The sequence below is a fragment of the Streptosporangium sp. NPDC002607 genome (genome assembly GCF_053592655.1).
This window is the reverse complement of sequence record NZ_JBSFWD010000012.1, coordinates 153,466-167,605: the sequence shown is the minus strand read 5'-3', so window position 1 is coordinate 167,605 and position 14,140 is coordinate 153,466. Positions and strand designations below refer to the sequence as shown.

The 14,140-nt window shown below is 70.4% G+C and carries 12 protein-coding genes; 9 read left to right on the top strand and 3 right to left on the bottom strand.

What is annotated here, in order from left to right:
• Window positions 1–17 precede the first annotated feature (17 nt).
• On the bottom strand, window positions 18–626 hold the full coding sequence (locus ACWD3H_RS16710) for a TetR family transcriptional regulator (RefSeq protein ID WP_030913896.1): 609 nt from the start codon (window positions 624–626) through the stop codon (window positions 18–20).
• Window positions 627–922: 296 nt separating this feature from the next.
• Between ACWD3H_RS16710 and ACWD3H_RS16705 the strand changes: the two genes are divergently transcribed.
• Genes ACWD3H_RS16705 through ACWD3H_RS16680 form a run of 6 tightly spaced genes read left to right on the top strand, consistent with a single transcriptional unit; the run spans window position 923 to window position 7,446 of the window.
• On the top strand, window positions 923–2,554 hold the full coding sequence (locus ACWD3H_RS16705; protein WP_451955576.1) for an AMP-binding protein: 1,632 nt from the start codon (window positions 923–925) through the stop codon (window positions 2,552–2,554).
• Complete coding sequence (locus ACWD3H_RS16700; protein ID WP_451955575.1) at window positions 2,538–3,623, top strand: acyl-CoA dehydrogenase family protein; 1,086 nt, start codon at window positions 2,538–2,540, stop codon at window positions 3,621–3,623. Before ACWD3H_RS16705 ends, ACWD3H_RS16700 begins: the two co-directional genes overlap by 17 nt.
• The gene (locus tag ACWD3H_RS16695; protein WP_350914425.1) at window positions 3,623–4,777 is read left to right on the top strand and encodes an acyl-CoA dehydrogenase family protein; all 1,155 of its coding nucleotides are present in this window, start codon (window positions 3,623–3,625) and stop codon (window positions 4,775–4,777) included. Before ACWD3H_RS16700 ends, ACWD3H_RS16695 begins: the two co-directional genes overlap by 1 nt.
• Window positions 4,774–5,853 (top strand): bifunctional MaoC family dehydratase N-terminal/OB-fold nucleic acid binding domain-containing protein, encoded by a 1,080-nt coding sequence (locus ACWD3H_RS16690; RefSeq protein WP_451955574.1) that lies wholly within the window; start codon window positions 4,774–4,776, stop codon window positions 5,851–5,853. The genes ACWD3H_RS16695 and ACWD3H_RS16690 overlap by 4 nt, the downstream gene beginning before the upstream one ends.
• Complete coding sequence (locus ACWD3H_RS16685; RefSeq protein WP_350914428.1) at window positions 5,853–6,257, top strand: MaoC/PaaZ C-terminal domain-containing protein; 405 nt, start codon at window positions 5,853–5,855, stop codon at window positions 6,255–6,257. The genes ACWD3H_RS16690 and ACWD3H_RS16685 overlap by 1 nt, the downstream gene beginning before the upstream one ends.
• Window positions 6,258–6,273: 16 nt before the next feature.
• On the top strand, window positions 6,274–7,446 hold the full coding sequence (locus ACWD3H_RS16680) for a lipid-transfer protein (RefSeq protein ID WP_355558585.1): 1,173 nt from the start codon (window positions 6,274–6,276) through the stop codon (window positions 7,444–7,446).
• Between the two features lie 270 nt (window positions 7,447–7,716).
• On the opposite strand, the gene ACWD3H_RS16675 is transcribed toward ACWD3H_RS16680, so the two are convergent.
• Window positions 7,717–8,778 carry a glycoside hydrolase family 19 protein gene (locus tag ACWD3H_RS16675; protein WP_451955600.1) on the bottom strand — a complete coding sequence of 354 codons (1,062 nt, stop codon included), beginning with the start codon at window positions 8,776–8,778 and terminating at the stop codon, window positions 7,717–7,719.
• A 362-nt stretch (window positions 8,779–9,140) separates the two neighbouring features.
• On the opposite strand from ACWD3H_RS16675, the gene ACWD3H_RS16670 reads away from it, so the two are divergent.
• The 3 genes from ACWD3H_RS16670 to ACWD3H_RS16660 all read left to right on the top strand — a co-directional run bounded on the left by ACWD3H_RS16670 (window position 9,141) and on the right by ACWD3H_RS16660 (window position 11,886).
• Window positions 9,141–9,767, top strand: coding sequence for a helix-turn-helix domain-containing protein (locus tag ACWD3H_RS16670; protein ID WP_451955573.1), 627 nt, complete (start codon window positions 9,141–9,143; stop codon window positions 9,765–9,767).
• A 764-nt stretch (window positions 9,768–10,531) separates the two neighbouring features.
• Window positions 10,532–11,236, top strand: a complete 705-nt coding sequence (locus ACWD3H_RS16665; RefSeq protein ID WP_451955572.1) for a hypothetical protein — start codon at window positions 10,532–10,534, stop codon at window positions 11,234–11,236.
• Window positions 11,237–11,331: 95 nt separating this feature from the next.
• The gene (locus ACWD3H_RS16660; protein WP_451955571.1) at window positions 11,332–11,886 is read left to right on the top strand and encodes a DUF6529 family protein; all 555 of its coding nucleotides are present in this window, start codon (window positions 11,332–11,334) and stop codon (window positions 11,884–11,886) included.
• A gap of 83 nt (window positions 11,887–11,969) precedes the next feature.
• On the opposite strand, the gene ACWD3H_RS16655 is transcribed toward ACWD3H_RS16660, so the two are convergent.
• On the bottom strand, window positions 11,970–13,910 hold the full coding sequence (locus ACWD3H_RS16655) for a hypothetical protein (RefSeq protein WP_451955570.1): 1,941 nt from the start codon (window positions 13,908–13,910) through the stop codon (window positions 11,970–11,972).
• Window positions 13,911–14,140: the final 230 nt, after the last annotated feature.

Sequence of the window (14,140 nt, the reverse complement as noted above, 5' to 3'; positions counted from 1 at the left end):
TGTAACGGGTTCTAGTTTCAGGTGGAAGGAGAGGGTCGGAAATCGGCGAGCAGGCGTTCGGCGGCGATCTCGATGCGCCGCTGGATCTGCTCGTAGGTGCGGCGCCCCCTGAGCATCTCCAGAAGCTCGTGCACCCAGATGCTGGACAGCGAGCCCGCGAGGGCGAACTGCTCCTCGGTGGCGGTGTCGACGGTGAGGTCGTCTCCGGCGACGCGGAGCAGTAGCCCGGTCATCCGGTCGCCGAACGGCGTCTCGACCTCGGCCATGATCAGCGAGCGGATGAGTGCGTCGGCGAGTTCGGGTTCGCGCATCAGGCCGCGGGTGGCGCGCATCAGGATGTCGACGGCCCGCCCCGAGGCCGCGGTGGCGCTGGGCGGGCGGCGCTCGATGCTGCTTTCGAGGAGGTCGATCTCCTCGCCCACGACGGCGACGACAAGATCCATCTTGGAGGGGAAGTACCGATAGAGCGTTCCCAGTGCGACCCCGGCACGCTCGGCGACGGTCCGCATCTGCATCGCCTCGACGCCGCCTCGCGAGGCGAGGGCGGCGGCGGCCTGGACGATGCGCTTGCGCCGCTGGTGCTGGCTCCTGGTGCGGACGCCCGTGGACGCCGGTTCGCTCTGCATGCCGGATGTCTTCTCGGTCGTGACCGGATCGAGGTCTCTCGGGACGGGCCTGTCGGCCGCGTGCGGGGTGACCGGCACGTCGGTGGACACATGCGGGGTACGCATGAGAACACGTTATCTGATTTCCGGATACTCCGGTGGGTTACTCGCCGGTCACAAAGACGCCCCGCGCTTACACGGCATATGCGATGTCGCGGTTATCCGGTGAGGTGTTGCGATCAGCCGGCTCTGGACACGGAATAGAATCTGTTCTACTTTTCGGAGCAGCTGGCCTGGGCATCCTGGCGGGAGGCGCAATGTCCGAAGAGACGCTGGCGGGGCTGCTGGAGCGGCGCGCCGACGACGACCGGCCCGGCCTGCTCTTCGAGGAGCGGACCTGGAGCTGGCGCGAGTACGTCGCCGAGTGCCGGGCCCGCGCCGCCCTGCTGGACGCGCGTGGCCGGAACCTGCACGTCGGCGTGCTGTTCGACAACGTTCCCGAGGTGCTGTTCCTGCTGGGCGGGGCCGCGCTCTCCGGTCACGTGGTCGTCGCGCTGAACACCACCAGGAGCGCCGCCGAACTCGCCCGCGACGCGGACGCGACACATGTCGACCTGATCCTGCACGAGCCCGCCCACGCCACCCTCGCGGCCGACCTCGCCGCGCTCCGCGATCCGGAATCGGCCCGCTCCCGGCCATCCGCCGATCCCGCCGCGCCGTCGCCCGCTCCTTTGGCGGGCCCGGTACGCGAGGACGCGCTGACGATGCTGATCTTCACGTCGGGGACCTCGGGACGGCCCAGGGCGGTGAAGATCACGCAGCGGAAGATCGCGGTTCCGGGGGCGAGCCTGGCGGCGATGCTGTCGCCGCAGGACGTCGTCTACTGCTCGATGCCGCTCTTCCACTCCGGGGCGATCATGGCCGCGTACGCCCCGGCGGTGGCGTCGGGGGCGGCGCTGGTGCTGCGGCGGAGGTTCTCGGCCTCGGGCCTGATGCCCGACGTCAGGCGCTACGGGGTCACCTACCTGCACTACGTGGGCAAGGCGCTCTCCTACGTGCTGGCCACCCCGGCGGAGCCCTCGGACGCGGAGAACACCCTGAAGATCGCGTTCGGCAACGAGGGCAGCGCCACCGCGGTCAGCCGGTTCGGGGAGCGTTTCGGCTGCTACGTCATCGACGCGTTCGGGTCCACCGAGACCGCGATCTCGATCACCCCCGCCCCGTCCGGGCCACCGGGATGCCTGGGCAGGCTCCCCGAGGAGGTCGAGATCCGCGACCCCGCCACGGGGGAAAGGTGCCCGGTCGCGGTCTTCGAGGACGGGCGGCTGCTCAACGCGGGCGAGGCGATCGGGGAGCTGGTCAACACCCGCGGACTGGGCCTGTTCGACGGCTACTACAACGACCCCGACGCCGACCGCGAGCGCGTCAGGCGGGGCGCCTTCTGGTCGGGGGACCTGGCCTACGCCGACGCCGACGGTTACGTGTTCTTCGCCGGGCGGGGCACCGAGCGGCTCCGGGTGGACGGGGAGAACCTGGCGGTCGCGCCGATAGAGGCGGTCGTGCGCGAGTTCCCCGGCGTGGTCGAGGCGGCCGTCTACCCCGTACCGGACGCCGCGGCGGGCGACCAGGTGATGGCGGCCCTGGTGCTGCGGGACGGCTTCGATCCCGAGGCGTTCGCGAGCTTCCTGGCCGGCAGGAAGGACGTGGGCCCCAAGGCCATACCCCGATATATCCGGATCAGCGCGGAACTGCCGCAGACCGCGTCCAACAAGGTCATCAAGCGGATCCTCGCCGCTGAGGCATGGCACACCGGCGACCCCGTCTGGTGGCGCCCACCCGGGCAGGCGTCCTGGCGGCCACTCACCCCCGAGGACGCCAGCCGCATCGACGACGAGTTCATCCAGCACGGCCGACGGCAACCCTGGAGCGCCAGTGGATTTCAATCTTGACGAGACCCAGACCGACCTGCGCGAGCTCGCGGTCGACCTCCTCGGCAGGGAGGTGACCTCGGCCAGGCTCGAAGCCCACGAGAAGAGCGGCGCCCCCTACGACGCGGCCCTGTGGCGCTCCCTGGCCCAGGCGGGACTGCTCGGCGTCTGCCTGCCGGAGGAGGCCGGCGGGGCCGGGCTGGGTCCGGTGGAGATGGCGGTCATCCTGCGGGAGATCGGCGCCCACGTGGCGCCGGTCCCCGCCGAGCAGAGCCTGGTCGCCGCGCAGGTGATCGCCAGGTACGGCTCCCGCGAGCAGCGCGAGGCACTGGCCCCGCTGGCGGACGGTGAGATCTCGCTGGCCGCCGCGCCGTCCGAGCCGGGACGTGACCTCGGCGCCCCGCCCGCCACGACCGCGCGTGAGGACGGCTCCGGGTGGGTGCTGCACGGTGCCAGGACCACGACGCCCTACGCGGCCCAGGCCGCGAGGATCCTCGTTCCGGCCACCACGGGGACGGGCGTCGGCCTGTTCCTGGTGGACCCCGCCGAGACGACACAGCACCGGGTGACGCTCTCCACCGGCGAGCCGGCCGCCGCGCTGAGCCTGGCGGGCACTCCCGGCGAGCTCGTCGGCGCCGCGGACGGTGTCGCGGCCGACGGCCTGCGCAGGCTGGTGCTGGCCGGGAACATCGCGGTCACCTCCGGAGTGCTGGCCGGAGCACTGGCGCTCACCACCGAGTACATCAGGACGCGCAGGCAGTTCGACCGGGCGCTGGCCGAGTTCCAGGCGGTCACCGTGCAGATCGCCGACGTCTACATCGCCGGTCGGGCACTGGACGTGGCCGTCTGGTCCGGGGCGTGGCGGCTGGCCGAGGGGGCCGACTCCGAGGCCGAGGCCGACCTGGCCGTCGGCGCGCTGACCGCCACCGACCAGGCGCTGCGGGCGCTCTACACCTGCCAGCACCTGCACGGCGGGATCGGCGTGGACGTGACCTACCCGCTGCACCGCTACTTCGCCTGGGGCAAGCACCACGCCCACCTGCTGGGCGGGGTGGAAGCCCGGCTCGACATGATCGGAGCGCTCGTCTGATGCTGATCGACCTGACTCCCGAGCAGCAGAGGCTCCGCGCCGAGCTGCGCGAGTACTTCCAGTCCTGCCTCACCGCCGCCGACCGCAAGAAGATCTCCACCGACCCGTTCGGCCACGCCTACATGGAGCACTGCCGCAACCTCGGCCGTGACGGCAAGCTCGGTCTCGGCTGGCCCAAGGAGTACGGCGGCGGCGGGTACGGCCCGCTGGAGCAGCAGATCTTCGCCAACGAGATCGCCCGCGCCGAAGTGCCGTACCCGATCATCACGGTGCAGACCGTCGGGCCGACCCTCATGCAGTACGGCACGGCGGCGCAGAAGGAGTTCTTCCTGCCGCGCATCCTGGCCGGAGAGTGCCACTTCGCGATCGGCTACAGCGAGCCGGGGGCCGGCACCGACCTGGCGTCGCTGCGCACCACCGCGGTCCGCGACGGCGACCACTACGTGGTCAACGGGCAGAAGATCTTCACCTCGGGCGCACACTACTCCCAGTACATCTGGCTCGCCGCCCGCACCAACCCGGACGCGAAGAAGCACCGGGGGATCACCATGATGATCGTCGACTGCGCCGACCCCGGCTTCTCCTGGACGCCCATCCTGACGATGGACGGGCGCCACCACACCAACTCCACCTACTACTCCGACGTCCGGGTGCCGGTGGACATGGTCGTGGGGGAGGAGAACAAGGGCTGGGACCTGATCGTCAACCAGCTCAACCACGAGCGGGTCACGCTCGGCCCGGCGGGCAACATCGCGCACACCTACGACCGGTTCCTGGCCTGGGCCCGCCGTACCGGCGCGATCGAGGAACCCGCGGTGCGCAGGGCGCTCGGCCAGGTCTACGCCTACTTCCGTACCAACGAGCTGCTGAACTGGCAGGTCGCGGCCAACATGGACCTCGGCTGGCTGGGCGCCCCCGACGCCTCGGCCACCAAGGTCTACGGCTCCGAGCGGCTGCAGGACGTCGGCCGGATCGTCGGCGAGGTGCTGGCCCGCTTCGGCGACCCGTCCGACCCCGGCACCGCCGACCTGATGGAGCGCGTCGACCGCGGCGCCAAGGGCGCCCTGGTGCTCACCTTCGGCGGCGGCGTCAACGAGGTACAGCGCGAGCTCATCGCCATGCTCGGCCTGAGCCTGCCGAGGCCGCCCCGATGACCGCGACGGCGGAGCCCAGCGACCTGCACGAGCGGCTCACCGCCCTGGCCGAGCGGCAGATCGCCGCGGGCGAGGTGCTCGGGGTCGCGGCGGCGGACCCGGTGAACGCCCCGATGATCCGGCACTGGACCGACGCCCTGGGCGACGCCAACCCGATCTACACCGACCCCGAGGCGGCCGCGGCCGGGGTGCACGGGCAGATCGTGGCGCCACCGGCGATGATCCAGGTCTGGACCATGCCCGGCGTGAACAGGGACCGCAAGCAGGCGGGCACCCCGGTCGACGCCGTGCTCGCGATGCTGGACGGCAACGGCTACACCGGCGTGGTCGCCACCAACTGCGAACAGACCTACCACCGTTACCTGAGGCTCGGCGAGTCCCCGGTCCCGGCCACCCGGTTCACCGGCCTGGCCGGCCCGAAACGGACCGCGCTCGGCGAGGGCTACTTCGTCACCTGGAACGTCACCTGGTACGTGGCCGGCGAGGCGGTGGCCGAGATGCTGTTCCGGGTGCTGAAGTTCAGGCCCAGGGAACGGGCGAAGGAACCCGCGGGAAACGGGCAGGCGGCCGGCGAGGGTACGCCCCCGGCTCGTACGGGCACGCCCGCGACGGGCGGTAACGGGTCGGCGGCCCGCCGGGACGCGCCCGCGGCCGATGAGGACGCACCCGCTCGCGCGCCGTACCCGCTGAGACCCGCCGTCAACGCCGACACCGCGTTCTTCTGGGAGGGCGCCGCCGAAGGTGAGCTCCGGATCCAGAAGTGCGCCGACTGCGGCGAGCTCCGCCACCCGCCGGGACCGGTCTGCCCCTCGTGCCGCTCGGCCGCGCGCACGTACCTGACGGCGAGTGGTGAGGGCGAGGTCTACAGCTATGTCGTCCACCACAACCCCCCGGTGCCGGGCCTTGGGACGCCTTTCGTGGTCGCGGTGGTGGAACTGCCGGAAGGTGTGCGGATCGTGGGCAACGTGGTGGACTGCGTTCCTTCACGGGTGGGTATCGGTATGCCGGTGCGCCTGACGTATCGCCAGATGGACGACGAGCTGATCCTGCCCATGTGGGTCCCCCGGGAGGCGTGATGCGGACACTTACCGACGACGAGGTGCGGGTCGGAGCCGTCCTCCCCGAGCTCGCGATCGAGCTGACCCCCACCGTGGTCGTCTCGACCGCACTCGCGACCATGGACTTCACCCCCGTCCACCACGACGTCGAGGGCGCGAGGGCACAGGGGTCGAAGGACATCTTCCTCAACATCCTGACCACGATGGGCCTCGTCGAGCGCTACGTCACCGACTGGGCCGGACCCGAGGCGATCATCCGCGGCATCAACGTCAAGCTCGGCGTCCCCGCGTACGCGGGCGACAGACTGGCCTTCAGCGGCGCCGTCCTCGCCTGCGAGGACGGCGAGTTCACGGTCGAGGTCCGCGGCAGGGTCAGCCTCGGCGACCACGCCTCGGGCACCGTCAGGTTCGCCCTCCCGTAGAAAGGCCCTCACCAGCGTGGTCTCCTTTTCCGGGAGTACGGCCGTCGCCGGCATCGGCGCGACCGAGTTCTCCAAGCAGTCAGGCCGGTCCGAGCTCCAGCTCGCCGCCGAGGCCGTGTTCGCGGCGCTCAACGACGCGGGCCTGGCGCCCTCGGACGTGGACGGCCTCGTCACCTACACCCAGGACGCCAACCAGGAGATCTCCGTGGCCCGCGAGGTGGGCATCGGCGACCTGTCGTTCTTCTCCCGTGTCCACTACGGCGGCGGCGCGGCCTGCGGAACCGTGCTGCACGCGGCGATGGCCGTCGCCACCGGGGTCGCCGAGACCGTGGTCTGCTACCGGGCGTTCAACGAGCGCTCCGGACGCAGGTTCGGCCAGCCCAACCCCGGGATCGGCGGCGAGCCCACGTCCCACGGTCTGGACATGAGCTGGCACCTGCCGTACGGGCTGATGACCCCGGCCGCCTGGGTCGCCATGTTCGCCCGGCGCTACATGCACGCCTACGGCGCCACCTCCGAGGATTTCGGCAGGGTGGCGGTGGCCATGCGCAGGCACGCCGCCACCAACCCGGCCGCCTGGTTCCACGGGCGCCCGATCACGCTGGAGGAGCACCAGGCGTCGAAGTGGATCGCGGAGCCGCTGCACCTGCTCGACTGCTGCCAGGAGAGCGACGGCGCGGTGGCGCTGGTGGTCACCTCCGCCGAACGGGCCAGGGATCTGCGCAGGTCACCCGCGCTGATCACCGCCGCCGCCCAGGGCGCGGGCGCCGGTCAGATGACGATGACCAGCTACTACCGCGACGACATGACGGGCCTGCCGGAGATGGGGGTGGTCGGCGGCCGGCTGTGGAAGCAGTCCGGGCTCGGGCCCTCGGACATGCAGGCGGCCATCCTGTACGACCACTTCACCCCGTTCGTGCTCACCCAGCTGGAGGAGCTGGGCTTCTGCGGACGCGGCGAGGCCCGCGACTACGTCGCCGACGGCGGCATCGAGATCGACGGCCGCCTGCCGGTCAACCCGCACGGCGGCCAGCTCGGCGAGGCGTACATCCACGGGATGAACGGCATCGCCGAGGCCGTCAGGCAGATCCGCGGCACCTCGGCCAACCAGCTCGCCTCGGTACGCAACGTGCTGGTCACCGCGGGCACGGGCGTGCCGACCAGCGGGCTGGTCCTGTCGGCGGAGTGAGCCGGCGCCACTCGCGGCCGGGCGGGCTCGGAAACGGAGCGGAAGCAGGATCGGCACGGGGAAAGGGCGAACGCGGGAAGGGCGCGGCCGGTGGGCCGCGCCCTTCGTGTCACGCGTGTGGGTCGCACGCGTGTGGTCACCGCCTGGCGGGTTCGCGCTCGGCGGGACGTTTCACGGAGGCCGCATGCCCGGCGGGAGGCCGGGTACGCGGTCGTTCGGTGGCTCCGGTGGTCGCGGAGGGCGGATCACCCACACCAGCCGCCCGGTCGTTCAGCAGCTCAGGTTGTTGCCCGGGGTGGTACCGAGGATCTGCGTGAAGCTCTGGTAGGCGTTGATCCGGCTCTGCACCTGCGCCGGGTTCCTGCCGTCGCACTCCAGGCTGCCGTTGATGCTGCGGATCGTCTGGCCGAAGCCGTGGCCGTTGACCATCGCGTTGTGCGCCGTCATCGTGCCGGGGCCGTTCTGGGTGTTCCAGTACCACAGGGCGGTCTTCCAGGCCACCGCCGCGTCGTTCTGCACCAGGTACGGGTTGCCGAGCAGGTTGATGCCGAGCGCGTCGCCGGCCGCCTTGTAGTTGAAGTTCCAGCTCAGCTGGATCGGGCCGCGCCCGTAGTAGGCCGCCTGGCCGGCGGGGCAGCCGTAGGGCTGGCTCGCGTCGCAGTAGTGCGGGTAGTTCGCGGTGTTCTGCTCAACGATGTGGACCAGCCCGCCGGTCTCGTGGTTGACGTTGGCGAGGAAGGCGGCCGCCTCCTGCTTCCTGACGGTGTCACTGCCGGTCTTCGCGAAGCCGGGGTAGGCGCTCAGCGCGGCGGTCAGCCCGCTGTAGGTGTAGAAGGGGTTCCGGCTCGGGAACATCTGGTTGAACTGTGCCTGGCTCACCACGAAGCCCGAGGTGGGCGGGTCGGTGGGCGGCGTCGTGCCGCCGCAGGTGTACGGGTCCCAGTACCAGGTGCTGATCACCGGGTCGTAGCCGGGGTTGTCGTGCTCGGCGATGTAGTACCTGCCGTCGGTGTACTTGACGATGCTGCCGGCGACGTACCAGGTGCCCGCCGCCCAGTTCGGGTGGTTGCAGTTGCCCGTGGGCGGCGTCGTGCCGCCGCAGGTGCCCTTGTCGGCCCAGACGTCGGCGGTGCCCGGCCTCTCGTTCTGGGTCCACCACTTCGCGGACCAGTTGTGGCCGTTGTACGAGGCGGTCATGCCGCCGGTGTAGACGGCCGAGGAGCTCCACGCGGCCGCGCAGCTCTCGGCGGAGGCGGAGGACGTCGGCAGGACGACCGCGAGCACGCCGGTGACCGCCAGGGCGGCGAGGGCGGCCATGATGCGCTGTCTCAACACTTGATCACTCCCATGGGGGGAAACCGGATGGTGTGGGGTGTCCGGACGGTCGGACTTTCGCGCGGTGACGGCCCGCGTCATCGCGTTCGCGCAGCTCATACCTGGATCGGGCGGGTCTGCCGCGAGGTGTGGGGCTACCAACCCGATCTTTCTCTTAAGAAAGTTTCCTAAGAGTTGCCGTGATACTAGCCTTGACAGATCACTGTCACAACCCGTTCGGACATCGGGTCCCGCCATTGCGGGCCGGGTGCGTTCCAAACGCGGGGAATCTCGCGCGCCGCCGGTTCACCGGGGCATGATCCGTCCGGTTAGCTATTAAATGTAACTTTTATCGGCGTTTAGGGTGCCACTATTGCGGCATGTTGGAATCCCTCGGGCTCGATCCCGTGGAGGAGCGCGTCTACCGGTTCCTGGTGACGACCGCGGAGGCGGATGTCACCGACCTCATCGGGAATCTGGGCATCGATGCCGAGACGGCGGAGACGGTGCTGGTCGCCATGCGGGTCAGGGGACTGATCAGGACGGTCTCTCCCGGCAGGCGGCGGTTCGCCGCGGTGGCACCGGACATCGTGCTGGGCTCGCAACTCCTCCGCCACCAGCAGGCGCTCGACTGGGCGCGGCGCGAGGTGGAGCGGCTGTCCGAGGAGTACCGGGACAACGCCCGCCGCCGCGACGCGGGCCTGCAGGTCGAGGTCCTGTCCGACCACGCCGCGTTCCGGGAGCGGTTCGACCAGCCGTTCGAGGGTTACCGGGAGCGGGCGACGCCGCTGCGGATCATCGAGGGGACGACGCCCTGCCCGCTCGGCTTCGACGACCTCTACCTGCTCGCACTGCTGGTCGCCGGCGTGCCGGACACGTCGATCGCCGTCCAGCTGGGGGTCAGCCGGCGGACCGTGCGGCGGCGCGTCGCGAACGTCATGGAACTCGCCGGCGCCCAGACCCGCATGCAGCTGGCCTGGCGCGCCGCCACCGAAGGCTGGCTCTGACCCGCGGCGATATGACGCCAGGTGTAAAACGGCGGATCGGAAACGTGCACTAAAGGGCAACGATGCAGCTTAATGACGGTTGGGTGCACCGCCTTGACATATGTTTCCACTCCATCGCAACCAAAAATCGATCATTTTCTCGGCGTGATCGCGCTGACACGGCTCGCGTAGCGTTGTTCGCGGCGCACGTTGCCGTTCCGTTGTTCTCCGACCCCTGAGGCTTACGGTAATCGGTCACTGCGGCTGTGGAATGAGCGCTCCGGCGCTCTGAATTTGCATAGGGCTTTGCCGCGGCAATGGCTATGTGTGCTTGCTGTCCGCTACGGTAGAGAGTGTGACGGTATGGAATGTTTGATTACCTCCGGCACCGAGGGTGCCCTGTTGCAGTGACCCGTGAGCAGAAAACTCTCGCCGTCGGCTGACCGATCGGGAAGTGTCTTCGTTCAGAAGAGGGGTCTCTGCCTTCAAAGCTCGAACCGGCGAACACCGCTGACAAAGGGGTGCCGTTCTCCATGAAAAGAACAGCGAGATTATGACTTCTGGTTACGTCTTTCTTTGCGGTGCTTTTTGCCATGAGCTGGAGCGGCTTCCGCAGGCCAAACCGGCGACGCAAGCTCCACGGGCCGGCACGGTAACGGCCGGCCCGGCCAAATCCCGACTGGGTTAAGGAAGTCGGCCCCCGACACGGTCGGCGCCGGCCGGCGAGGAAACGCTGAATTGGCCTGTCATCTCTTCTCTCCCTGCTACCTGACAGGAGGAGGATCATGAGGATGTTCGCGCTTCCAGAACCGCGGAGAACCCAGCGGCGGCCTGTGCTCGCGCTCGCGGTGGCCGTCTTGACGATCGGCGCCCAGGGCGCCGCAGCACCCGCCGCCCATTCACCCACCGCGTCCAGCGTGACCGAGACCTACACCAACTTCAGCGCCGCCGCGACCGAAGCCGGGCTCAGCCGCATCTGGGCGGGCGTGCACACCCGGATGGACCACCAGGCCGGCAACAAACTCGGCACCACCATCGGTCACTACGCGCTCAGCCAACTGAAGCTCGCCCCAGCCACACCGGCTTCCCCGACCGCGAAGCCCCCGGCCGGCAGCGGCCCGGCCGCAGGCGTCACCGTCGCGGTCCGGGACTCCAAGCTCGGCAAGATCCTCACCGACGGCCAAGGGCGCACGCTGTACCTGTTCGAGACGGACAAGGGCACCAAGTCGACCTGCTACGGCGCGTGTGCGATCGCCTGGCCGCCGCTGGTCGCCACGGGCAGGCCGCAGGCCGGCAGCGGCGCATCCTCCGCCCTGCTCGGCACCACCGCCAGGACCGACCACACCACAGAGGTCACCTACAACGGCCACCCGCTGTACTACTACGTCGGCGACACCAAGCCCGGCGACACCAGCGGGCAGGGCCTCAACTCCTTCGGCGCCAAGTGGTACGTGCTCAACCCGCAGGGAAACAAGATTGACACGGGCTGAGCACCGTCGGTCGCCATGAGTCACTACACGGGCAACGCTGAGCGGGCTGTTGCGAGAGCACCGGCAGCCGGAATCACGGAAGGGAGCAGACGAACATGGGAGCAGCACGGACGATGTCACCCCGCCCGGTCTGGCTGCGGCCGGCGGTGGCCGCCGGGCTCGCCCTGGCCGTGGCGGCGGCCTTGTACGCGTTCGGCCGGATACACACTCCGGACTACGCCGGCAGCCTGTTCGGACGCCGTGGCAACGACGCGAACCTGCTGAAGGCGCAACTCGGCACCGCCCTGCTGGGCCTGGCCCTCTACCAGCTCATATTGGCGCTGTGGATGTACCGGCGGCTACCCGGGGCCGGCGCAGCCCCCCGCCCGGTACCCCTCGCCCACCGCATCGGCGGAGCCGTGCTGTTCGTGCTCTCCCTCCCCGTCGCCTACCACTGCATCACCACCTACGGAGTGCAGCTGGACAGCGCCCGGGTCGCCCTGCACTCCCTCGCCGGCTGCTTCTTCTACGGCGCATTCGCCGCGAAGGTACTCCTCGTCCGCAGCCGGTACCTACCCGGCTGGGCGTTGCCGGTCGCCGGCGGCACCCTGGTCACCCTCATCGCGATCCTGTGGTCCTCAGCGGCACTCTGGCAGCTGACCCAGCCGTAGCTTGGCGGAGCTCCCACGGCGGTTCCATCGCCGACCTGCGGAGATCAGGTCCCCGAAGGGCCGGCGAAGGAGCCAGGGCGGCTTCACGGGGTTGTGATCATTGGTACCGCGAAGAAGACGATCATGGCGATCGCCACCGCGATGATGAAGCCGATCACTTCCCAGGCCCAGTCGTGGTGGGAGACCTTCGCCGGCGCCTTGTGTCTGCGTGCCGCCCGGCGGCCCGCACGCCTGCGGGATCCGGCCCGTCCGGAAAGCCGGAGCCCTGTCTCCGCCGTCCCGGCCTCGCCGGTCTCCGCCCCGGAATCGCCTTCCTGCGCGGTCGTCGGCTCGCTCCACTGCGCGTCGTACTGGTCCTGGGGTGCGGTGTAGTTCGGAGGCACGGTGTGCGGCGGGGCGTCGTCCGGCTGGTCGACCCGCATGATCCAGCTGGGCAGGCGCAGCTGGGCACGGCCCGCCGGGGTGCTGAGATGGTCAGGCCGGGGAGACCAGGCGGGGAGGGCCGTCGGGGTCTCGTCGGCCTGAGCGTCTGTTCCGGTGCCGGTCTCGTCGCCGGTCTCGGTGCCGGAGGGAGCGGCGTCCGTGAACCAGTTGACCGCGGGCGCCCGAACGGGGTCGGTGGCCCAGGTGGGCATCGGCGGCTGCACGCGACCGGTTTCGGGGTCGGGGGCCGGTGCCGGTGTGGCCCAGGTGGGCATCGGCGGTTGTGCGCGACCGGTTTCGCCGTCAGGAGTCTCCACCTGTGCGGACCTGACGGGGAAGAGAGGCCGGTGGCGCTCGGCGTCGGAGAGGGCGTCGAGCTGATCGGTCTGCAGGGGCCAGCCGGGGAGCGGGTGCGCGGTGGGGTGCGCGGTGGGCACATCGTCCAGCACATCTCCCGGCACGGGGCCGGGAGCCGGGGCGATCGTGAGGGGCGTGCGAGGGGCCTCGGCGGACGGAGCCTTGGGCGTCTCGACGGGCGTGGGATCGGCGGGCGGATCGGCGGGTGCGGCCTCGGGGCGGGGCGCGGCGGCGACGAGCCTGTCGGTGTAGACGCGGGCCGCCCGCGCTTCGGGGCTGAGCGGGCGGAACAGGTTCTCCCGTACGGGGGCGCCCTCCAGCACGTCCCCGGGGATGGGCGCCGACAGCGGTGCCGCCCGGCGCGGTCTGGGACGCTGGAGCCGGCGGCGCGGCCGCAGGGCCGCGGTGTCCAGAGCGGTGAGCACCGAGTCGCCGAGCCTGGGCAGCGGTTCGGTGCTGGCCTCGTGGGTGGAGACCGTGCCGGGGTCCCTCGGCGCGAAGGGGTCCGGGAAGCGGTCGCCCGCCATGTGGTCCGGCACGGGGAAGGCCGGGGCGCTGGTCTGGGCGTCGTTCTCGGGAGACGGCGGCGGCCAGGCGGGTGACGTCGGCCACAGTTGCCTGACCAGCGGGGACGTTGACCGCCTGGCGACGGGAGCGAGCGGTGCCCGCGGTCCGAGCACGGCGGCGCGCAGCCCGGAGGGAGGGGTGGCCCAGGGCGCGAGGACGAGCACGTCGCGGACCGGGGCGACGGCGAGGGCGCCGAACACCTCGGTCAGGTGCGTGGGGATCCGGGCCGAGGCCAGGGCGGCGCCCAGCGACTGGGCGAACCTGCGGCAGGCGCTCACCGTCAGCTCGTCGGCGGTGTCGACGGCCACGTCGAGCACCCAGGACAGCTCGGCGGCGTTCATCTCGCAGACGCCCGACAGGTACAGCACCTCGCGCTGGTGGGGGCGCAGCTCGCTCAGCACGCGCTCGACGAGGGCGGGGACCGGGTCCAGGCCGGTGACCGGGGGCGAGTAGACGATGTCGCGCAGGAAGATCTCGCGGCGGGCGAGCGCGTACAGCGCGGCGCGCGGGGGGTGGGTGTCCGTGACACTGGACAGAACGGTCACCAAGACGTCGAAGGCCGAGTCCGCGCTGCCCAGCTGGTCGCGGGAGTAGGCGTACAGCCCTGCTGCGTGGCGGTCGTAGAGCTCGGCGATCAGTTCGCCGCGCGAGCGTTGACCGAGGAGCGGTTGGGTCACGGGACCGGTTCCTCTGGTGGTTCGTCGAGCGTGGTGAAGAGTTGGGGCGGCTGTGAAGCCTGTGACATACGGTGCCAGAGGGATCAACTCCAGCAATGTGGGTAATCATGTCAAGTCATGGGCACCTCCCGCACTACCGAATGCCCTTTTGGTGAGAAATACACATGTCGATCTACCGGACAAAGCCGGGAAGACAGATCGGAGAAGTGGGGCATAGGCTGACTTGGGCC

Coding starts and splice junctions, on each gene's coding strand:
- ACWD3H_RS16710 (WP_030913896.1), bottom strand. CDS start 626: ATGCAGAGCGAACCGGCGTCCACGGGCGTCCGCACCAGGAGCCAGCAC.
- ACWD3H_RS16705 (WP_451955576.1), top strand. CDS start 923: ATGTCCGAAGAGACGCTGGCGGGGCTGCTGGAGCGGCGCGCCGACGAC.
- ACWD3H_RS16695 (WP_350914425.1), top strand. CDS start 3,623: ATGCTGATCGACCTGACTCCCGAGCAGCAGAGGCTCCGCGCCGAGCTG.
- ACWD3H_RS16690 (WP_451955574.1), top strand. CDS start 4,774: ATGACCGCGACGGCGGAGCCCAGCGACCTGCACGAGCGGCTCACCGCC.
- ACWD3H_RS16685 (WP_350914428.1), top strand. CDS start 5,853: ATGCGGACACTTACCGACGACGAGGTGCGGGTCGGAGCCGTCCTCCCC.
- ACWD3H_RS16670 (WP_451955573.1), top strand. CDS start 9,141: ATGTTGGAATCCCTCGGGCTCGATCCCGTGGAGGAGCGCGTCTACCGG.
- ACWD3H_RS16665 (WP_451955572.1), top strand. CDS start 10,532: ATGAGGATGTTCGCGCTTCCAGAACCGCGGAGAACCCAGCGGCGGCCT.
- ACWD3H_RS16660 (WP_451955571.1), top strand. CDS start 11,332: ATGGGAGCAGCACGGACGATGTCACCCCGCCCGGTCTGGCTGCGGCCG.